This is a genomic window from Mucilaginibacter sp., from assembly GCF_964263795.1.
GTDB lineage: Bacteria > Bacteroidota > Bacteroidia > Sphingobacteriales > Sphingobacteriaceae > Mucilaginibacter.
Window position 1 is genome coordinate 33,972 of the sequence record NZ_CAXVWK010000083.1, and the last position, 20,920, is coordinate 54,891.

The 20,920-nt window shown below is 45.6% G+C and carries 19 protein-coding genes and 1 pseudogene; 5 read left to right on the plus strand and 15 right to left on the minus strand.

The features are described 5' to 3' along the window. Positions 1–24: 24 nt before the first annotated feature. Positions 25–912: a hypothetical protein gene (locus ACE5CV_RS13925; protein WP_374950792.1), complete on the plus strand. Its 888-nt coding sequence runs from the start codon at positions 25–27 to the stop codon at positions 910–912. 96 nt (positions 913–1,008) lie between these two features. On the opposite strand, the gene ACE5CV_RS13930 is transcribed toward ACE5CV_RS13925, so the two are convergent. Together ACE5CV_RS13930 and ACE5CV_RS13935 are read right to left on the minus strand one after the other, a co-directional pair. Continuing rightward, positions 1,009–1,971 carry an AAA family ATPase gene (locus tag ACE5CV_RS13930; RefSeq protein ID WP_374950793.1) on the minus strand — a complete coding sequence of 321 codons (963 nt, stop codon included), beginning with the start codon at positions 1,969–1,971 and terminating at the stop codon, positions 1,009–1,011. Between the two features lie 7 nt (positions 1,972–1,978). Next, positions 1,979–3,361, minus strand: coding sequence for a peptidylprolyl isomerase (locus ACE5CV_RS13935; protein WP_374950794.1), 1,383 nt, complete (start codon positions 3,359–3,361; stop codon positions 1,979–1,981). Positions 3,362–3,511: 150 nt separating this feature from the next. On the opposite strand from ACE5CV_RS13935, the gene ACE5CV_RS13940 reads away from it, so the two are divergent. Beyond that, entirely contained in the window at positions 3,512–4,108 is a 597-nt protein-coding gene (locus tag ACE5CV_RS13940; RefSeq protein ID WP_374950795.1) for a hypothetical protein, read from the plus strand. A 1-nt stretch (position 4,109) separates the two neighbouring features. Beyond that, positions 4,110–4,691: a non-canonical purine NTP diphosphatase gene (locus ACE5CV_RS13945; RefSeq protein ID WP_374950796.1), complete on the plus strand. Its 582-nt coding sequence runs from the start codon at positions 4,110–4,112 to the stop codon at positions 4,689–4,691. Positions 4,692–4,702: 11 nt separating this feature from the next. Here the strand turns inward: ACE5CV_RS13945 and ACE5CV_RS13950 are convergent, their stop codons facing one another. Beyond that, entirely contained in the window at positions 4,703–7,147 is a 2,445-nt protein-coding gene (locus tag ACE5CV_RS13950) for an OstA-like protein (protein ID WP_374950797.1), read from the minus strand. Between the two features lie 51 nt (positions 7,148–7,198). On the opposite strand from ACE5CV_RS13950, the gene tilS reads away from it, so the two are divergent. Beyond that, entirely contained in the window at positions 7,199–8,539 is a 1,341-nt protein-coding gene (tilS, locus tag ACE5CV_RS13955) for a tRNA lysidine(34) synthetase TilS (protein WP_374950798.1), read from the plus strand. Then, the gene (locus ACE5CV_RS13960) at positions 8,536–9,018 is read left to right on the plus strand and encodes a hypothetical protein (RefSeq protein ID WP_374950799.1); all 483 of its coding nucleotides are present in this window, start codon (positions 8,536–8,538) and stop codon (positions 9,016–9,018) included. Before tilS ends, ACE5CV_RS13960 begins: the two co-directional genes overlap by 4 nt. A 168-nt stretch (positions 9,019–9,186) precedes the next feature. Here the strand turns inward: ACE5CV_RS13960 and ACE5CV_RS13965 are convergent, their stop codons facing one another. The 12 genes and pseudogenes from ACE5CV_RS13965 to ACE5CV_RS14020 all read right to left on the minus strand — a co-directional run. Further along, a complete protein-coding gene (locus ACE5CV_RS13965) occupies positions 9,187–10,797 on the minus strand; it encodes a gliding motility protein RemB (protein ID WP_374950800.1) in 1,611 nt (536 codons plus the stop codon). 30 nt (positions 10,798–10,827) lie between these two features. Continuing rightward, positions 10,828–11,964: a GDP-mannose 4,6-dehydratase gene (gene gmd, locus ACE5CV_RS13970; RefSeq protein ID WP_374950801.1), complete on the minus strand. Its 1,137-nt coding sequence runs from the start codon at positions 11,962–11,964 to the stop codon at positions 10,828–10,830. Between the two features lie 104 nt (positions 11,965–12,068). Then, the gene (locus tag ACE5CV_RS13975) at positions 12,069–12,632 is read right to left on the minus strand and encodes a DUF3109 family protein (RefSeq protein ID WP_374950802.1); all 564 of its coding nucleotides are present in this window, start codon (positions 12,630–12,632) and stop codon (positions 12,069–12,071) included. A gap of 7 nt (positions 12,633–12,639) precedes the next feature. Next, positions 12,640–13,413 (minus strand): DUF3108 domain-containing protein, encoded by a 774-nt coding sequence (locus ACE5CV_RS13980; protein ID WP_374950803.1) that lies wholly within the window; start codon positions 13,411–13,413, stop codon positions 12,640–12,642. A gap of 43 nt (positions 13,414–13,456) precedes the next feature. Next, a complete protein-coding gene (locus tag ACE5CV_RS13985; protein ID WP_374950804.1) occupies positions 13,457–13,972 on the minus strand; it encodes a DUF2480 family protein in 516 nt (171 codons plus the stop codon). 72 nt (positions 13,973–14,044) lie between these two features. Continuing rightward, the gene (locus ACE5CV_RS13990) at positions 14,045–16,153 is read right to left on the minus strand and encodes a SurA N-terminal domain-containing protein (protein ID WP_374950805.1); all 2,109 of its coding nucleotides are present in this window, start codon (positions 16,151–16,153) and stop codon (positions 14,045–14,047) included. Between the two features lie 94 nt (positions 16,154–16,247). Then, on the minus strand, positions 16,248–16,829 hold the full coding sequence (gene lptC, locus ACE5CV_RS13995) for an LPS export ABC transporter periplasmic protein LptC (protein WP_374950806.1): 582 nt from the start codon (positions 16,827–16,829) through the stop codon (positions 16,248–16,250). A gap of 10 nt (positions 16,830–16,839) precedes the next feature. Beyond that, positions 16,840–18,165 (minus strand): hypothetical protein, encoded by a 1,326-nt coding sequence (locus ACE5CV_RS14000; RefSeq protein ID WP_374950807.1) that lies wholly within the window; start codon positions 18,163–18,165, stop codon positions 16,840–16,842. Next, the gene (locus ACE5CV_RS14005; protein ID WP_374950808.1) at positions 18,158–18,901 is read right to left on the minus strand and encodes a type III pantothenate kinase; all 744 of its coding nucleotides are present in this window, start codon (positions 18,899–18,901) and stop codon (positions 18,158–18,160) included. Before ACE5CV_RS14005 ends, ACE5CV_RS14000 begins: the two co-directional genes overlap by 8 nt. Further along, positions 18,901–19,593 carry a phosphoribosylformylglycinamidine synthase subunit PurQ gene (gene purQ / locus ACE5CV_RS14010; protein ID WP_374950809.1) on the minus strand — a complete coding sequence of 231 codons (693 nt, stop codon included), beginning with the start codon at positions 19,591–19,593 and terminating at the stop codon, positions 18,901–18,903. Before purQ ends, ACE5CV_RS14005 begins: the two co-directional genes overlap by 1 nt. A gap of 45 nt (positions 19,594–19,638) precedes the next feature. After that, complete coding sequence (locus ACE5CV_RS14015) at positions 19,639–20,625, minus strand: DUF6427 family protein (RefSeq protein ID WP_374950810.1); 987 nt, start codon at positions 20,623–20,625, stop codon at positions 19,639–19,641. Positions 20,626–20,731: 106 nt separating this feature from the next. Further along, positions 20,732–20,920 (minus strand): annotated as a pseudogene (locus ACE5CV_RS14020) (glycosyl transferase); the annotation flags it as partial.

The following is a 20,920-nucleotide window of genomic DNA, read 5'->3' on the forward strand; positions in this document are numbered from 1 at the left end:
CCTGCTAAATCTATTGCATCACATATGAAAAAATTAATAGCCGCCGCCGTAATCCTATCGGCAGGTTTTGTAAACATTGTATCGGCACAAACCGCTGCCACCACCGCAACACCTGTTACTGTAAGTAAAGTAGTTTCCGCAGAAGAAGATTTTAACAAGTTAGTTGAGCGTAAAGGTATTAAACAAGGCTTTTTGTCTGTTGCTGATATTGAAGGTATTGTATTTAAACCGCAGGCTATTAAAATAGCCGAGTTTTACGGTAGCATTGACAAACAACCAGGTAAGTTGGTATCGCAGCCAAAATTTGCAAGGATATCTGCCAACGGCGATCTGGGTTTTACGGCAGGACCTTATATTTATCAAAATGGCAAGACTGAGGATGATAAAGTATATGGCGATTATCTGTCAGTTTGGCGCCTGGATGCTTCAGATAATAAATTTAAACTGCTGATCAACCTGGGTATCCAGCATCCGGAGGCTGAGCAGGAAACGCCAACCGACTTTAAAGAACCTGACCTGACCAAGCAAAAAGCCGCAAGTAAAGATCCTTTTAACGGAAAAAATGTTATCCTTAACACCGATAAGGTGCTTAATCATTCTTTAGAGTTATCAACACAGGCCGCTTATAAAGAATTTTTAAGCCCCGAAGCACGTTACTATTTTCCCGGATTTCAGCCTATCACCGGGCCGGATAAAGCGTTAAAATTCCTGGCGAATGAAGGTATCTCTATCTCCGCCGAAACTGCTAACGCCGGCCGATCTACCAGCGCCGATCTTGCTTACAGCTATGGTAAGGCCCGTATCAAAAAAGGCAACATCGTAAATAATTACAATTATGTACGCATCTGGGAAATTGATGCCAGCCATAAATGGAACATCCTTTTAGAAATTTTCTCGACAGTTGAGAACTAATAGCATATTCAACAAAAAGAAAAGGCCGCAATTTGCGGCCTTTTCTTTTTAGTATCAATTTGGATACGAGTTATCGCTCGTCGGTATTATTTAAATTTAAAAGAGTTGCTCAATAATTGCATTCGCAGAGAGCCCTTCGGCTTCAGCGTGATAACTGCGTACGATGCGATGGCTTAAAATAGGTTTTGCAACTGCCTGCACATCTTCGATATCCGGCGAGTATTTTCCGTTTAATACGGCGTGGCATTTAGCGCCCAGTATCAGGAACTGTGATGCACGGGGGCCGGCACCCCAGCTAAGTAAACGTTTAACCTGAGGTGTGGCGAATTCGCTGTCCGGGCGCGTTTTAGATACCAGCTTAACGGCATATTCTAAAACATTATCCGCTACAGGGATATTTCTTACTAATTGCTGAAAGTAAATGATCTGTTCAGCATTAAGCTGCTTATCAATGCTTACCTTATTGGTACTGGTGGTGTTTTTAACCACCTGCAGTTCTTCTTTAAAGGATGGATAGTTCAACGCTACGTTAAACATAAAACGGTCTAACTGTGCCTCGGGCAGCGGGTAAGTGCCTTCCTGCTCAATAGGGTTTTGGGTAGCCAGTACAAAAAACGGCTGCGACAATTTGTGTGTAACGCCGGCGGCGGTAACCGCTTTCTCCTGCATGGCCTCTAAAAGCGCAGCCTGTGTTTTTGGCGGAGTACGGTTTATTTCATCGGCCAGGATGATGTTAGAGAACACCGGCCCCGGTATGAACTTAAAATTGCGGTCCTCACCCAAAATTTCCGAGCCGATAATATCAGACGGCATCAGGTCAGGCGTAAATTGGATGCGTTTAAAATCCAGATCGAGTACCTGCGCAACGGTTTGTACCAGCAGCGTTTTAGCTAAGCCCGGCACACCAACCAGCAGGCAATGCCCGTTGCTAAAAATAGAGATCAGTACAAACTTAACCACCTCGTCCTGGCCAATAATAACTTTGCCAATTTCGGCACGTATTTGTTGGTAAGCCTGTTTCAGCGCATCAGCAGCCTCTACGTCCGAGCGGTGTTGCATATATAACTTATTGTGGATTAACCTGTGCGGTGGTTGGCGTAGTTACCCAGCCTTTTAACGGCGGGCACTGCTGATACTCGGGGTCAATTTTAATAAAGGTTTCTTTACGGCGTTTTTCAAACCACTGGCTAACGGTACGGTTCAGTTTATCGGCCATGGCATCGTCGCGCAGCTTAGCAAAATCCTGCTCCAGGCTGGCTTTGTGAGCATCCGTTACAGATTTAAGGTAAAGGATCTTAAAGCTTTTTTTGCCTGTGCGCGAATCTGTAAACAGTTGCGGTGCAGATAAACCGCCCACTTTCATGGTATCGGTAATCAGAGCAACTTGCGGGTCAAGCTTGTCTGTAGGGATGTGTGTGGTACGGGTTTGCTCGTTATCAAGGTTAAGCAACATACCGCCATTATACTTGGTTTCGTTTTCGTCAGAAAATACGGATGCCGCGTTAGAAAAATCGAATTTTTTCATGCCTTTCATCACGGTGTAAACGCTATCGGCAGTTTTTTTAGCGCGATCTAAGCTTTGCTCGGTAATTGCAGGTACTACCAGGATGTGGCGTGCGTGTACCTGCTCTCCGCGGCGCTCTATAACCTGCAAAAAGTGGAAACCATGTTCGGTCTCAAATACAGGCGAGATCTCACCGGCTTTAAGTTTAAAGGCATTGGCTGTGAATTCTTTCACCATGGTTTGGCGGTCAAAAAAGCCCAGGTCGCCACCCTCTACTGCAGATCCCGGATCTTGTGAATAAGAACGGGCGATATTACCAAAGTCCTCACCCTTTTTAACACGTGCCCTTAGCTCTTCAGCTTTTTCTTTATAAAACTGTTTTTCGTCCTTGTTCAACTTAGGGGTAAAAACAATCTCGCCAACCTCTACCTCTTTGTTATATGAACTTAGACTGTCTTTTTTTGCTTCAAAATAATTTTTAACGTCCTGCGGGGTAGTGTTTACTTTTTCGGTGATCTTTTGGCGCATACGCTGAGCGATCAGCCCTTCCCTGATATCCGGGCGAAGCTCATCTTTGTACTGAATAACAGAACGGCCCAAAAAAGACTCCAGCTTATCCTGCCCACCGGCACGTGCCATAAACTGGCGCATCCGTCGCTCAATATCCGCGTCCACCTCTTCGTCCTTAACGGTAACACTATCAATAATGGCTTGCTGGGCCAGTAGTTTTTGTGTAAGCTTATTTTGTAAGATGACGCATTTAAATGCCGGATTTGGCTGTTGGCCGCTAACCAGGTATTGCGCGTATTCTAATTCAATATCAGATTGCAGTATAACACTTGCGCCAACAACGGCGGCTATTTTATCAATAGTACGTTTTTCCTGCGCGTGAGCTACAGACAGGATCAGCAAAATATTTAGAAGGGATAGTCCTAATTTTTTCATGAATTACTTAAATAATAACACGGGTGCTTAGTCCGTTAAGGTGCAAATTTCGGTAAAATTTATTAAAAATAATGTATAATTAAGCCGTTGTGCGAATATGCTGATAATGCTTCGGCCGGTTTACTTACTTTTGGTTAAAAAATGTTAAATATGAAAGTGGACAACCCGCAGGCCTTCCGTTTTATTATGCAGGATGAACTTTACCTGCTGGATAAGGACAAAGGGGTTAACCCTGTTCAGCCGGTTCAAACAGATGTCGCCAATGCTGACGAACCTGCTGAAGCGGAAGCTACACCTGAGCCGGTAACCGAAGTTGCTCCGACTGTTGTTGATCCTGTTGCCCAATCAGTTTTAGAAACGCCGAAGCCGGTGTTTAATTATCTGGGGAATAACAATAAACGCTTTTTAATACTGACCAATTACCCGGTCGAGCAGTTTATGGCTGATGCGCACCTTGCCGCTTTAGAAAGCATACTAAAGCGTAAAGAACTGGCCCTGGAGGATGTAGTGATACTAAATACTTACAGTTATCCAACCGCGGCGATTAAGGAGCTGCATGGGCATTTTAAGCCGGAAAAGATACTGATACTGGGCGCAGCCGCAATTCCATCAGGCTTAAAGCAGCCTGGCTTAAACCAGCCTATCCGGACCAGCACCATCGCCATACTTTACAGCTTTAGCTTTGACGAGATGATGACCAGTAACGAAAACAAAAAGGCTTTTTGGGAACAAATGAAAAATTTATAACATGCAGCAATTGGTATTTGCCACTAATAATAAACACAAGCTGGAAGAAGTTGCCGCTAAATTAAATGGCGCTATAAAACTGCTTAGCCTGGATGACATTCATTGCCACGATGATATTGAAGAGACCGGCAAAACATTCGCTGATAATGCATCCATTAAAAGCAGGCACATTTATTTTAAGTACCACGTTAACTGCTTTGGCGATGATAGCGGGCTGGAAGTAGAGGCTTTGAATAACGAGCCGGGGATATATTCGGCAAGGTATGCCGGTACCCACGGCAACCACCAGGCAAACATCGATAAGGTGCTTACCGGGCTAAAAGGGAAGCTTAACCGTAAAGCAAGGTTCCGCACAGTAATATCACTGATGTGGGAAGGGAAGGAATGTTTTTTTGAGGGAACGGTTAACGGCATCATTCGCCATGAACTGAGCGGAACTGACGGCTTTGGCTATGATCCCATCTTTGAGCCGGAGGGTTATAACATAACCTTTGCAGAAATGGGTATGGACGAAAAGAACGCCATCAGCCACCGCGGCCGGGCAATGGAGCAACTCATCGCATTTCTGAATAATCTGGACTAACTTTAAGAGATCTACAGTTCTTTTCTTGGTGCAACTACAGGTTGCGGTTTAATGGTTGCCGAGTCCTTTTTCAGCGGAAGCATTCTTGCCGGTTTCACAATTGCCGAATCCTTATTTGCCGGATCGCTTAAGCTGGATTTTAAAGCTATTGAGTCAGTTTTGGCGCCAGCTGAAAAGCCGGTGCCGGGCCGCTTGATGCGCGTACTATCGCCCGCTGCCTTTACCTGTGGTGACAAAGGCCGTTTTGATGGTGCCGGCTTAGCAGGCGGCGGGTTACGCTTGCGATTGTAAGATGGCAGTATCGACTCCTTGGATATCGGCCGTTCTTTCGGTTTCCATTTAAATGATTTCAGGATCCGTTCTTCCTCTGTAAATTTACCTAATCCCGCATACCGGTGATCCGGCTGGATCAGGAAAGTGATGTTGGATGCCGAGTTATTTTTAAACCTGATGCGCATCCGGCTGCTTAACGAGCGCTGCATCTCTTTAACCGCCAGGCTATCCCTTACAAAATAAATACTTTCCGCATTACCCGTAACATACATGCGGTCCAGTTTATCATTGCGGAAATATCCTTTCATACGCTTACCGGCTACCTGGTTAAAATGCAGGGAATCTTTTTTTTCAACGTTCACGATCAAAGCAGACGGGAACATGTCCAGGTTATCCAGCTTTTTATTATGCATTTGCATATAAATGGTATCGCCGGACAGCTGGGAGCCTTGTGTCCAGATGATCGGGTTTACATAGCAGCGCATGGTGGAGTCGCTATAGCTATAAAACATCGAATCGGCCTTAGCCTGCAGATCCGATTTGAATAACTTAGCATTATGATGGGCTATTACAATCCGTATCCGGGCGGTATCAGCCAGGGCCTTCATGTTGTACGGTTTTATCTCCGGCTCGTTATCGGCAGGGTCAGGCTCTGTGCGGCGCTGCGGCTTTGCTTTTACAGCAACAGGCTTAGGTTTACCAAATATATCTTTATGATACATTGTGCTGTCTGTGCTAAACGTGGTAAACGCTGCTGTTAATAGTTTGGATGTCTTAGCGTTGGCTACCGGTTTTTTTACCCGTGTTGTCGTATCCCGGATGCGCGAAAGGCGGAGTTTCTCCAGCATCAGCTTGTAATTCTTAAACGTCATTATCTGCGTTTCCAGCGTATCGGCAGATAGGTATACAGAATCTGTTTTGGTTTTTGGCTTCGGCGTAATTGTTGCCAGCGAATCCGTTATTTTTTTAGGCCGCGTAAGGGCCGGCGCTTTTACGGGCATGGTACCGGCAGGCGGCCGGATCTGTATGGAGGTATCCCTTGGCAAATTCTTAAGCTGCGGCATATTGAGCGCCTTTGCCTGGGCAATAACCGATGCCTGCACTTTTACCACAGTATCTTTAGGCAGTTTATTAAGCTGCGGCTTAGATAGTGACGATACCGATACGCTCCCAACCGTTGGCAAATTAACAGATACCGGTTTACCTTTTACCGTAGCGGGAAGCCTGGCCGCAGTAGTTTTGCTTTTGGCAACAGAGTCGGCCCGCTGGGCGCTATCGGCTTTGGCAGTAGTATCGCGTTCCTCGGTAACAATGATCACCCTCGGGTCAATGGTCACCACCGTTTTTTCATCGGTTTTGTAGTAGGTGATCAGGTCGCCAGTCATGGTTATCTTTTGTTCGGAATCTGTAAATATTACATGCCGCACACCTCGCCCAAAGCCTTTCAACTTATCATAAAACAAACTATCGCCCTTTAAACGCTTGCTGCCCGATTTGTAAACATTCCGTTTGCCGAAAAACGCCTGCTCAGTAATGGTATTGTACAATCCGTTCTCGGTATAAAGCGTGTCTTTTTTATCCTTTGTATCGTAAATATTGCTGGGGCCCAAAAAATAGGCTATACGCGTTGCAGTGCTATAACGGAGCGTATCTGTTTTAATGAGCGCATCCGGCGTAACCAGGTTCACATTGTATCTGAAGTACGCATCCCGCGACCGTGCAAAGTAATAGCCATTTTTACTGGTGAGCACATTGTCCTTACTGATCAGTTTACCGCCGTCAAGGTAAGTGCCTATGCGGGTAGCGGTGTTGTAGGTAAGGTAATTGGTAGTTAAAATGGCGTCTTTATCAATCATCCGCACATTGTTGGTAAGGATGGCAGTTTTGTTATTGCCATTATAATTCAGCTTGTCGGCATAAATATTCAGGGTATCCCCCTGGGTAATGTGCACGTTGCCAAAGGCGTCAAAGGAGTTTCTCTGCGGGTAAAAGTAGGCACTATCTGATGTCATGATCGAGTAGTCCTGCTTAAAAGTGCCCTGGTAAACCTTGATAAAATCTTCGGTGCCCTGCTTTACATAGTCGGACCGGGTGGAACGCTGCAGTATCACTACCGATTTTTTCTGCGCCATCGCCGCAAATGTTATCAGTACCAGGAAAATGCTCAACACGTATTTTATCACGATGGCAAAATTAGTTTTTTGCGGGGGTTATTAAATTAATAATTTTGGCTTATGCTTCCTGTAAAACAGTTTGTTGAATTTATTGAAAAAAAAAAATTATTTACCGCCGGTACCCAAATACTGGCAGCTGTTAGCGGGGGCATGGATTCGGTTTTAATGGTGCATCTTTTAAAGGCGGCCGGGTTTAATTTTGGCATTGCACATTGTAACTTTAGGCTGCGCGGCAACGATGCCCTGACCGACCAGGAATTTACCCGCAACCTTGCACAGCAGCTTGATGTAAATTTCCATACCACCAATTTCGATACCCGCGAATATGCTGCAACCCAACAGGTATCTATCCAGATGGCCGCCCGCGATTTGCGTTACCAATGGTTTAATCATCTGTGTGTTACAGCCGGTTACCAGGTAATTTCGCTTGCACACCATCAAAACGATGCGATCGAAACAATATTGTTAAACCTTACACGCGGTACCGGGATAGCCGGCATGCACGGTATTTTACCGGCAAATGGCAACCTGGTGCGGCCCATGTTGTTCATGTCGCGTGCGCAGATAGCAGATTTAGTGAGGCAGGAAGGCTTAGCCTATGTTGAAGATAGTTCTAATGCATCCGTCAAATATGCCCGTAATAAGATTCGCCATCAGGTGGTGCCGATATTGAAAGAACTTAACCCGTCGCTGGAGGTTACGTTCGAGCAAAACCTTCAAAACTTCAGGGAATTGGAGGAGTTACTTCATCTGCAGGTAGCACAGTTGAAAGGAACCATTTTAACGCATCACGGTGATGAGGTGCATATCGCCCTTGACGATATCAGGCAGCTGCGGCCGCAACGGCTGTTATTGTACGGCCTTTTGCAACCTTACGGATTTACAGATACCCTTATAAATGATCTGATCAGTGCGCTGGATAAGCATCCGGGGAGGTTGATCGAAAACACTGCCTACAGCCTGGTTGTGGACAGGGATAGAGTGATCATCAGCAAAAGAAAACAACAGGGGGATGGCAATGTGCAGGTCAATGTCGGATCAACAGATATAGACGTGACTTATAGCCAATACCGGTTGACGTTGCTGCATGACAATAGCCCGCTGATCGTTAAGGGTAACCCGCTGTCGGTATCTGTAGACGCGGACTTGCTGAGTTATCCCTTAACAGTAAGGGCCTGGCAGCAGGGTGATTTTTTTTACCCGCTGGGGATGAAGACAAGGCAAAAGCTCAGCGATTTTTTTGTGCATCAAAAGATACCGGTTAACCGTAAAAACGATATCCCAATGCTGGTAAATGGCAACGGCGATATTGTTTGGATAGCAGGCTACCGGCTAAACGAGCGCTATAAAGTAACAGAGAACACTAAAAAAGTTACTATATTCGAATTGATAAAATTATGAGCGAAAAAACCGTTTACGTAGAAAAGCAGTATCTGGGCCGGGAGTTTATACCTATTACCATTCGCCTGGTTTTGGCACTATTTTGCTTTGCCGCTTACTTTTTTACGGACGAACGCGAACGCAACGGCGACCTGCTGGCGATAGTAGGTTTCGTGATCATTATCATCTCTATCATCCTCGGGTTTTTACTTCATTTTAAAACATTAGTGGCAAACAAGAGCGTCACCTTAGACGGGCTTTGGACCACCCGCCGCGTTAAGATTGACCTGAACAGCATTGTAAAAGCAGAGAAGGGTACGTACAGCCGCTATTGGTTCAATAACCCGGTTTATAACCTGCACACTAAAGGAACCATCCGGTTTTACACTGCGGGGAACGATGCCATCCACCTGACTGATCGAGACGGGCTGCTTTACATCATCGGTTCGCAGCATGTGAATGAGCTTTTGCGCGCGATACAGGAAGAGATGAAAAAGTGAACAAAGGTTAACAAAGGTTTACACTTTTCCGAAAATAAATTGCTAACCTATTGTCTGTCAATAATTTGTGAAAAACGAGGGTTAACATGAATTTTGGTTTTCCGGGCCTTATTCCCAACGATAATTTTTAACGGTTCTAAACGACGCTCTTCCGCAAAACGCCAATAATTAGTGCGTTTTATAACTCGCCAAATCTGAATAGATAGCCCTGAACGAGCTGCGCAAACCAAAAGTGATCACTGCAGAGCGATCTGTAAAAGCGCTGTTTTTTTCATTGCGAAAAATGCCGCCTAATTCTAACCTTAAATTATATCGTGGATTAAGCAGATAAGCTACTTTGCCCTGCAAATAAACCATATTGGTGGTTAACCCCTGGCCAATATAGTTGCCGAAAGGGGTAGCAGGGTCGCGGTAGGATAAAAAGATATCCTTGCCGTAATTTTTATTGTCGGTGTCTAAACCGTAGTGGCCGTAGTCAAGTTCGCCGGAGAAATCAAAGCGTTTGTAAGAATAATTCAACAGGCCTAAAAATTCGCGGAAGTTAGCACCCCAGGGATGGGCAAGGGGCTCGCTGTTAGCCGAATAACTAAGTATTGACGAACGCTCGGAATAAGTGAATGGCTTTACGTTGTTGGTTTCGGCCAGGTAATTTAAGCGGGGTATGCCAAAAAGGTTGGCGCCGCGCAAACCAAACTGAAAGCCGTATTTGTTACGGAAACTGCCGGAGTTTGAAAAGAAATTTTTGGCCTCAAATTCATCCAGTGAAAATTGCCCGTAAGCGGTGATCCCGTCTGTAAGCTTGTACTTACCTGTAATGCCTATCAGCGCGTTGTCAGGCGAGCCGTTAGATGCCTCTACCGGGCGCAGGAAGATCACCGGGTTGATATAGGAAAGGTCGAACCCGCGCTTGTGGCCATTGTCGTCTGTATCGCCCCAGATCACCGAATCGAAGAACCCGAATGAAAGGCGGTTACTTACGTTCCAGTCCAGGTAGTGGAATACCCCCCATTTTTTCCGGTCCACAAATTGGTCGCTGGTTGATGCCGGGTCGGCAAAGTAGCCCCACATGGCCATGTACTTAACATTACCCAAATTAGCGGTAAGTTTCAGGAATGGATAGGGCGTAGCATAATCTGATAACACCAGTGAGCGATAGCCGTCCCCGATGAAGGTTTTGTCACGACCGGCGGTAATATTGATGTATTTGTTTGGCGTGTAAGACGCTACTGCCGTAATGTACGACCAATTGTAGCCTGCCGGATCGGCATCCCAAACGCGGGCATATGCCTGCCCCGGTACAATACCTGTTTGGTTGATGTAAGTAGCAATATAATCAAGCGGCTTACCGCCGTTTAAATACCCGGCTGCGTAGTAGGTAAATTTTTTACCAACCGAACCGCCAAACTGCAGCCCCAGCGATGTTAAGTAAGTGCTTTTCTTATGATTAAAATCGCGCCCTATGTTAAAATCGGGGAGCAGGTCGGTATAAAAGGTAGAGTTGGTGCCGTTAACTTCGATCTGGTGGCCGTTGAACAGCTTGTAAAAGCTGCTGCCCTTAGCCATGCCGCTGCCATAGTTCATGATGGAATCATAACGGGAGCGCAGCAGCGAATCATCGGCAAAATAAGGCTTTAAAGCGCTGTGGAAACGTGTTTTGGTGGAGTAAACGTCGGTATTAAGCTTCTGATAAAAATCGTAAGAGTACGACTGGTAAACAGATTGCGACCAGGCCGCAGCCGAGGTGAACAGTAAAGCTATGCCGGTTAAAAGTTTCTTCATATTATCGTTCGGGGCCAGCAGCGCTACGCCTTATTCAAAATAGTTAAGTGTTTTAAAGCCCCCTTTTTTAAGGTGCTCATCCTTACGGGCCAGCGTAAGATCGGCATGTACCATATCTTTGATCAGCGCCTGCAGGTCGTAACGTGGTTGCCAGTTTAGTTTTGCATTCGCCTTTGACGGATCGCCTATCAGTAATTCCACCTCAGTTGGCCTGAAATAAGCCGGATCGACCTTAACAACGGTTTGGCCGAACCTCAAAGCATCTGCATTAAGCCCCAGCTCCAGCATCCGCTGCTCGTCCATATCTATAATAACGCCTTTTTCGTTTTCGTTTTTTCCGCTGAATTCCACCTCTATGCCCAGCTCTAAAAATGCCAGGCGCACAAAATCCCGTACGGTTGTAGTTATACCGGTAGCAATCACAAAGTCCTCCGGTTTATCCTGCTGCAGCATTAGCCACATGGCCTCTACGTAATCTTTGGCGTGGCCCCAATCGCGCTGGGCGGAAAGGTTGCCCAGGTAAAGTACATTTTGCAACCCCAGGGAAATTTTGGTTACTGCCCGGCTAATTTTGCGGGTAACAAATGTTTCGCCGCGGATGGGGCTCTCATGATTAAACAGGATGCCGTTGCAGGCGTACATGCCGTAAGCCTCGCGGTAGTTTACAATTATCCAATAACCGTACATTTTAGCTACCGCATACGGCGACCGCGGGTAAAAGGGCGTTGTTTCGCTTTGCGGTACTTCCTGCACCAAACCATAAAGCTCGGATGTGGATGCCTGGTAAATGCGGGTCTTTTGTGTTAAGCCTAACAACCGGATGGCCTCCAGGATGCGCAGTACGCCAATCCCGTCGGCATTGGCGGTGTACTCGGGCGTGTCGAAGCTTACCTTTACGTGGCTTTGTGCGCCGAGGTTATAAATCTCATCGGGTTGTGTTTCCTGTATCAGGCGGATCAGGTTGGTAGATTCGGACAGGTCGCCGTAATGCAGGTGCAACTTTACGCCGGCTTCATGCGGGTCATGGTAAAGATGGTCAATCCTATCGGTATTAAATGAAGATGAGCGCCGTTTAACGCCGTGTACCTCATAGCCTTTTTTAAGCAAAAATTCTGCTAAGTATGCACCGTCCTGGCCGGTTATGCCTGTAATTAATGCTGTCTTCATTTATGCAAAAAGGTACATTAAACTGCAGTTAAATGCAGTAGCCCGTTTAAAATGCAATAATATTCAATTAAAAGCAAAATAAAGCACAATGTTAAATGCGCCTGTTAAATGCCGGCCACCGTGTCTTCCAGTTCGCGGTACCACTCTTCGCCATACTTGCGGATGAGCGGCCCTTTCAAAAATTCATGCACGCTAACTTTCAGCTCATCGCCAAAACTGCAGGCGGGGCTGCAAATGCTCCACCGGTCGTAATTTAAAACATCAAATTCCGGATAAGCCGTAACCCGGATAGGGTACAAGTGGCACGAGATAGGTTTTTGCCAGTTTACCGCACCCTCTTCATAAGCCTTTTCAATGGCACATTTAGTGATACCGTTTCCCCAGGTAACATAGGCGCACTCTTTATTCACATCTACGCATGGGGTAGTATAGTCGCCTTCAAAGTCGGTAACGTGTGTACCTTCTCGTTCAATGGTAGCAATCCCCTTGGCAGTCATATACGGTTTAACTTTGGGGTAGATCTCTGCCAGTATCTCCAGTTCGTCGTGGTTAAGCGGCGCGCCCGAATCACCTTCCATACAGCAGGCGCCTTTGCATTTGCTCAGGTTACAAACAAAATTCTCTTTTATCACATCCTCGTGCAGCAGCACGGCCCCAACTTCAATCATCTTTATTTTATTTTTTAACAGGGTTTAAAGGATATTTTAATCCTTTAGCGGCCGATAGGTCCATCACCAGGCTACCCACAACCAGCTCTACATGCGCTTTAATAGGGATGCGGTTGCCATCATCGGTAACCCAAAGATACAGCATACTATTTTTACGGAAGATACGCCCCGGTATAATGGTAGGGTTAAATTTTAAACAGTTAAAGGTGCCCAGCGCACATTTAACCTTTTCGCGCCCGGCAAAGGTAATGGTCATGGAGTGGATACCATCTTCCAGAAAATATCTTAATTCCAGTTTTTCGCCAACCTTCAGGTGCGATACATTCAAATTACGGGCAAAGTAATAAGCCGATAAAAAATCAAACACATTGCCCGTAAAAGGATATGTGCCTTTATCTGCCGTTATTTTATTTGTTTTGTGATCAAACGTTACTTTATCGCTGTGCTTGTAACTGGCCTCATGCCTGTCTTCCTGGTAGTAATACGGCAGCAGGGTTTTAGGGTCGATAAAAGTTTCGTAGCGGTTGCGTACTTTGTAGAATACATCAAAAGTACCGGCGGTTTTGGCATCGGCGGTGATATGCAGCGCCGGCTTGCCATCAAATTTCTGGGTGCTGTTCTCGGTTTTAATAACCGCTTCTGCAGCGGTAAAAAAGCCGTATTTAAGTTTATACGTGATCTGCTCGCCCGCCTGAAAGGCTACCTGATCTGTCTTTTCGGCCTGGCTATATGCCTTGCCTAATCCAAACAGCAGTAAAAGGGCTAATAAGTATTTATTCATTCAATTGATTTACAACGCATAGACCACGCAAAACCCCGTCAGTTTAATCTTTGCGTTTATAAATAGGCACGGTAGAGCAGGGCTCGCCAAACATCAGGCTTTTAGCCACCGGGGTTAATTTTTTTGTAAGCTCCACATAGGCAGATACGGGAACAGGCACATCGCCGCAACCTTTTATTACCAGGCGCTGATCGCGGTAGTGCTCCACATCCATCCGGCTTATTTCTTTAACAAACAAAACCGTCTCTAACACCTCTGCATCGCCAAAAACTACTTCGCGGGCATAAGGGGCAAGGCGGTTGGCCAGCAGCATGTAGGCCCAGGCCGGCACAATGGCATCGGCACTGCAGTAAACGGCTACATTTTTATCCTGGTATTGCGCCCAGTCGTGCCCTTTCACAAACTCCCTAAAATCTTTTTCGCGCAGCATTAAGCCGTGAAACAGGTTTTCTTTAATATCATAAAGCACACGCTCGCCGGGGGCGTAAAACAGTGCAGGGTCAAGGGTAACCAGGCCGCTTTGGGCTACCTTGTTAATTATATTTTCCTGTATTTCCATTTGGCGTAAAATAAAAAAATCCGGCAACAGCTATAACGCCATTGCCGGATGTAAAATTAGTTTAAATTTATCTTATAAGAACTTAGCCCTGTTATCTTTTACATTCCCCTTATCTTTCAGGGCATCAAGGATAGAACCTTCTGAACGCTGCAGCAGCGCCTGGCCAAGCTGTTGTTTCTCGCGCACAGCATTTGTAAGCTGGGCAGGGTTAACAAAGCTATCAACCGAATAAACATAGATACCCTGTGAACCTTCTACCGGTTTTGACAGCTTGTTTGGCTGCGAACCGAAGATAGCACCTACCAGTTTATACTCGGCAGCTGCACCAGGGATAACCGGGTTAGCAAATACAATGTTTTGTACCGGTACTACACGGCTTCCGGCTTTCTGGGCAACCTGATCGATGTTGGTTGCACCATTAAGCGCGCTGTTAAACTTAGCAGTAAGCTCTTTTGCCTTAATCATGTTTTTAACCGCAGGCTCAATTTGTTTTTTAACAGCATCTAAAGGTAAGGTACCTTTAGGCTTGATAGTAGTTAAACGTGCAACTACGTATTTATCGCCAACAGAAAATACCTGGTCAGAAAAGTCATTCTTCTCTGCCTTAAATGCCCATTTTACAATTTCACGTGCTGCATCCAGGCCCGGTACCGATGCTGCAGTACCGCTAACATCTTCGGCATTACGTACGGCAAGGTTTTGTTTTTTGGCTTGCTCATCAAAGTTATCTTTAGTTAACGAGCTCAGGAACGATTGTGCTTTGCTGTAAACAGCAGATTGCGTTTTGCTGCTTGCCTGTAAAGGTTTATCAACCACGGCAACCTTTACCACTTTTGATGAACCCTTCTGGCTTTCGATATTAACCAGGTGAACACCAAACTGGGTAGTAAATATTTTAATATCGCCCGGCTTGCCGGTAAATACCACATCATCAAACGCAGGGATCATGGCACCGCGGCCAAAGGTACCCAAGTCGCCGCCTTTTTCGCCCGATGCTTTATCGATAGAGTACATTTTAGCTAAATCGCCAAACGGTTTGCCGGCTTCTATCAGTTTCTTTAAAGAGTCTGCTTTGGCCAGGGCTTTATCCACACCGCCTTCGGTGGCCGGGTTTAATAAGATGTGGCGGGCCTTAACAGAGTCAGGGCCAACTTTAACATCAACCAGCTTAGCCATTTTGTAGCTGCCATTAGCAACATACGGGCCGTACACAAAACCTTTTTCGGCACTGAACATTACCGAATCTAAACGTGGCTCCAAAGCGCCTTTTTTAACAAAGGTTAACGGTGTTTTGGTTTCAGAATTGATCTGTACAAAAAGCGAATCGTTAGTGGTGGTTTTTAATTCGCCAACTAATTTATCAACCTGCGTTTTAATAGCAACCGAATCTGCTTTAGATGGGGCAGCGTTAAAAGCTACGTAGTGAAAGCCACGCAACTCCTGCGCATTTTTAAACTCGTATTTATGGTCGTTATAGTAAGTATTGTAATCGTCGTCGATTAGTTTGATCTTGCTGTCCGGGATAGATGCATAATCAAGCGTTGCGTACTTAAAGTTAACCAGCTTGTTTTTTGAAAGGTAGTCGTCTTTAGCATCCAGCGAGTTTACATACAGTCCGTTAGTAACTAACGACATATATTTCTGAACTTTTTTAGCTTCAAAAAGCTGGGTCAAAAAGTCGTTCCATGCGGTGATCTGCGCAGGGTCAACTTTGCCGCTTTGCAGGTAAGCTAAAAACTGGTTCAACTTAGCTTTGTCGAACTGGCCGGTTTGCGGATCGGTAAACTGACGGGCAATTTGCGGATCGGGGTTTGCGCCCGATACCATGGCCTGGCTCTCTGCATCACCAACGGTGATACCTAATTTGTCAATTTCTTTTTTTAACAGCAGTTGGCTCAGGTAAGTGTTCCAGGTGGTTTCCTGTAAATAACTGCTGATCTGTGGTGTAATGTCCTGACCGGACTGTTGCCTGAACTGTTGTGTTGAGGCATCCAGCTTTTTACTGAAATCAGCATAGCTTATCGCCTGGCCATTTACTTCACCAATTTCTGTGGCGCTGTCTTTGAAAAAAGAGCTGCCCGATTTTAATACTTCACCCGCAATAAAGGCCAAAAGTGCTAATCCGATAAATCCTGCGAGAATCTTTCCCATTCGCTCCCGCAAAAAACCCATTATACCCATATAACTATCTAAATTTTATATTTCTCAAAAAGAGGCGCAAGATACAATTTTTACTAAAATTCTATAACACAAAATTTTGTGTAAAATTTGAGGCTTATTCAGCGATGCTGTTATCTACGTGGATAACGGCTGTAGCATTCTGAAAAACGGGGTGCATTAGCTTGTCGTCGCTTTCAAAACTGGTGCCGGTCATTTGGTCGCCGCCCACTTTGGTCATCAGTACATTTTTGGTAGAGTAGATCCTTTTTTTGTTCTGATCGTAGATCAGCTCTTCCGACCGGTAAACGGTACCTTCGGGGTTGGTAGCCACTACATTTTTATGGAATATGATCAGCTTTTGCGCTTCGCGCTGGATACCCGTATCGGCAACGATATTGCCAATGATCTTGATGTTGGCGTCATAAAAAACCACCTTAACGCCTTTAGGCATTACCATGATGGGGTTTTTGGCAGAGTCTTTTGAGGAGATTGATAACGGCGCGGTCAGTTTAAGTTTGACTATGGCCGAATCGCTGAAGATCATTTCGACACCCCTGGTAATACTGATGTCTTTTGTGGAGTCGGCAGCGGCAATCGCCCTTACCTTGTTCAGGTCGTTCTCGCACGAACCGAAAAGGAACAGGCACATGATAATCGCCGGTAAATAAGCTTTAAGATATTTTACCTGCCGCTCCATCGCTAAACTATTAATCAAACCTGTATTTCTGGAACCACTTATCGTTAAGTGTGAAAGAAAGATGAATGTTAACGTAATTTTCTTTTACCAGGCCGCTTACCAGTGTGCCGCGCTTGCCAACTTCGGCAGCAAGGTTGATCTTGTAGAAACTCAGGTTGGCGTTACCCGGTCTAAGCGGTAAGCCTAAACCAAATGTAGCCGCATACCTTTTAATGCTGGTGTTGTTGGCTACGATGTAGGTATTATCAATTATACCGCCCAAACGGTAATCTACCGATGCAAAGTAGCTGGATAATGAACCGATATTAGGGGTGTACTGCCCGCCAAAGTTAAACGTGCGGCTGTTTTGCAAGCCCTGGTTAATACCCGCAACAGATAGTTTAGACCAGTTGCCCATAGTGTAATCTGCACCGATCAAGTATTTACCATCGTACTGGTAAGATACCCCAAAACGGTTAATAACCGGCAGTTGTATCTTAGCCTTTGGATCTTGTCTGTTTATCAGTGTATCGGTGGCGATATCGGCATTACCTGCTGCATCTGTAAAGTAGCTGCTCACTACGTAACTGTTTTGCGTGGTTAACTTGGTACCTGCCGAACCGGAGTAGCCAAACACAAGGTGCTTACGCTCCGAAAAATCAAAAGAGTATTGTGCACCGTAATCATAGTTTAAGCCTTTAACGCTGTTGCTTTGCTCTACACGTGAGTTAAGGGTACTGAACAGTGAGGGGATCTCGGTAGATTGTGTTTGCTGTAAGTTACCAAACAGGTACGATGCGTTGGCACCGATTGTAAAATGCTTGCCGATGCCGAAACCATAACCTACATATAATTTGGTGATACCGCCGTTACCGCTATACAGGTAATTGATGGCATTAGTATCTGCAGGAAGGCCCGTGCCAAAATTTGGCAATACCTGCCTGTAGTTGTAACCTAATTCACTGTACGGGCGTAAGCCAAAGCCCAACGCCGAGCGTTTTGTAACCGGGAACGCAAACGCGATATGGCTTAATTTAAATGTGGAGTTGGTTTGATTGCCGAAACCTGTTTTACTTAAGGTATTGATCTGGCTGCTTAGGCCGATATCTATAGTGGTAAGTTTGATGTTTGCGTATGATGCAGGGTTTAACGGGTTAATGGTATTGAACCCGCCTACCGAGTTGGTAGCTACGCCTATACCACCCATTGCAATGTTTTGCGGTAGGGCAAGCGGCGTAATATCACCCAGGCCGTAACGTGAATAAGGCGAGCTGGTAGTGGCAGAATTTTGCGCATTTACACCAAATGCAGTAGCAGTAAGTACTATGAGAACGACGAACCTTATATATTTAATCATTATGCTTTTGTATAGCTGCGTTTAATCCTTTTAGAACCAGGTAAGGCTCAATTTTAATATAGGGGGCAAAGATGCTATTTTTTAACAGGGTATCAAAAAAAATACTGTCGCCCCCGCTTAGTATGATGTTGTACCCTTTTTGTGTTTTTATGTAGTTTTCAATGAACCCTTGCAGCTCATATTTTATCCCGTTTTGCACGCCCGAGCGGATGGCGGTTGTGGTATCATCGCCAAAGGCTGCGTTAAAATTTGCGTCGGCATTAACCAGCGGCAACGCCGCCGTGTAATAATTTACCGCTTTATAACGCATATTTAAACCCGGTGATATACTGCCGCCAAAATAATTTGCGCCGGCATCTATGTAATCATAAGTGATGCAGGTGCCGCCGCTTATCACCACGTTTGCCTTGCCCGGATACAAATAATTGGCGCCGATAACCCCGGCAAGCCTGTCGGTACCTAAGGTTGCCGGTGTTTTATAGTGATTATTGATCCCCGCGTTAAAGCTGCCCGTAAACTGTACAACCCGGTAGCGGCTGTTAAGCTGGTGCTGCCAATCGCTTTGTTCTTTTTTTACCGACGATACGATAGCCTTATTAACAGCTAGCCCGCCGGTAAAAGCATCGATATCTGTTATATCCGGTTGCGGATACTGCTCAACCTTCAGCAGGTCATCGCCATTAAACAGGGCGACTTTAGTGAAGGTGTTGCCAATATCAATAACCAGGTTTGTCATCAGGCGTTAGCCAGCGCTAATATCGATTCAAATATGGCCAGGCCATCCTGATTAGCCAGCAAAGCATCAGCAGCACGCTCGGGGTGTGGCATAAAACCAAACACGTTGCGGCCCTGGTTGGTAACACCGGCAATATTTTCAATTGATCCGTTAGGGTTGGCGTCATCGGTAATGTTACCGGCTACATCGCAATAGCGAAACAGCACCTGGTCATTATCGTTAATGGCCTTTAACACATCGGCATCGGCAAAATAATTACCCTCGCCGTGTGCAACAGGTATTTTTAACGCGCGTTGCGGATCGATCTGGCGGGTTACCAAACTGTTGGTTGTTTGCGCCTTCATGTGGATGTTGCGGCAAATAAATTTACGGTTGGTATTATGCAGTAGCGCACCCGGCAACAGGCCTGCTTCTGTCAGGATCTGGAACCCGTTGCAAACGCCGAGCACTTTACCGCCGCGGGCAGCAAACTGGATAACTTCTTGCATAATAGGTGAGAAACGGGCGATAGCGCCGGAGCGCAGGTAATCGCCAAAAGAAAAACCGCCCGGCAGTACAATGAATTCGGCACCTTGCAGGTCATGGTCTTTATGCCATAACCGCACTACCTGCTGACCCATTACATTTGCGAGAACGTGGATGATATCTTCATCACAGTTGGAGCCTGGAAATATTACTACGCCAAATTTCATGCTACAAAACTAATATAACCGCTCAAATTTGAACGAATGTAAAAGTTAAAAAGTGTTAAACTGAAAATATATGACGCTGATAAGCAGCAACAAATACAAACTTTCGTAAAACCACTTTACATTGGCATTGGCAAAATAGTAACTGCAAAACACAGATGCAGGCACCACACACAGCAAAAAGTGGTTAAGGTTGAATTCGGATTTTACGTAAAAGGAGAAGCCCGCTATTAAAAAGATAAAGAAAAGTAACTGGAACGACTTGCGTACCTGCACATAGCTTTTAAAATAATTTTGCTGCAGTTTAAAAAAATAAAGCACCAGGATGATCAGCACGGGCACCAGCACCAGGTAGTTGATGTACCTGATGTTTATACTGTTAGGGAATTTGGTAGCCAGCGGCGCCCATATGGTATAAAAACTGCCCAGGCGGTTGTTAAGGTAGTAGTACACCGCAAAGAAAAAGAATACCGTAAAGTATCCCAGTATGCCTGATACCCATTCGCGCCAGTTAAGCGGGCGAAAGATAATTAGCGCTATCCAGATTGACAGGAACAGGTAGATGTAGGGGAAGTAAACCAGCGAGCCGATGGCCACAATAATGCCCAGATCATAAGCGATGGATTTGCAATCGTCGCTTTTGTAAAAGCTGAACAATTTAAACAGCATCCATATCAGCAAAAAATTACAAATGAGCGGGGCGCTTAGCACCATAAAAGGCGTAAACAGTGCCGTAAGCGTAACGTACATCAGCCCGGGCAAAAAAGTGGGTTTGCCCAACAGGTTGTATAAGTTAACCAGGTAATTAAGCAGCACGGCCTGCCCAAGCACCAGCAGGCTGGCCAAAAAAACATTCATGGCAGGCGAAAACGCGTACTCGTAAGACACCGGTACCAACAGGCGGGCAAAAGGCTCAACAAAAATGAACTCCAGCCTGCCCGGGGCCTGTAATAAATAGCCGATGCGGGTAATGATCAGCAGCACCACCAGCCAGATAACGTTAAGCGGATTGTAAATCTTAAAAATGTTGATCATTTACCGGTAGGCTTTGCGGCAAATATAGTTTGATTGGCGGAAAGTAACAGTAAAAAGTTGGCGCGTTAATAGCCGTTCACAGTAGCCGATTTACACTAACCCAAATCTACCTGGCGTATTGCTTCACCAGCCTGTCTACAATCCCGGCGGTTTCATCGGGGAAGTTTACGTTGATGCGGGTATCATCAGCCAGCCACTTGTTAATGCGCTGCACAAAATCGCCATTGATAGTTTCAATGATGGTTACCCCTAATTTGGATGCGGCAAGGGCGTTGCATTGCTGCTCGTACTGGCC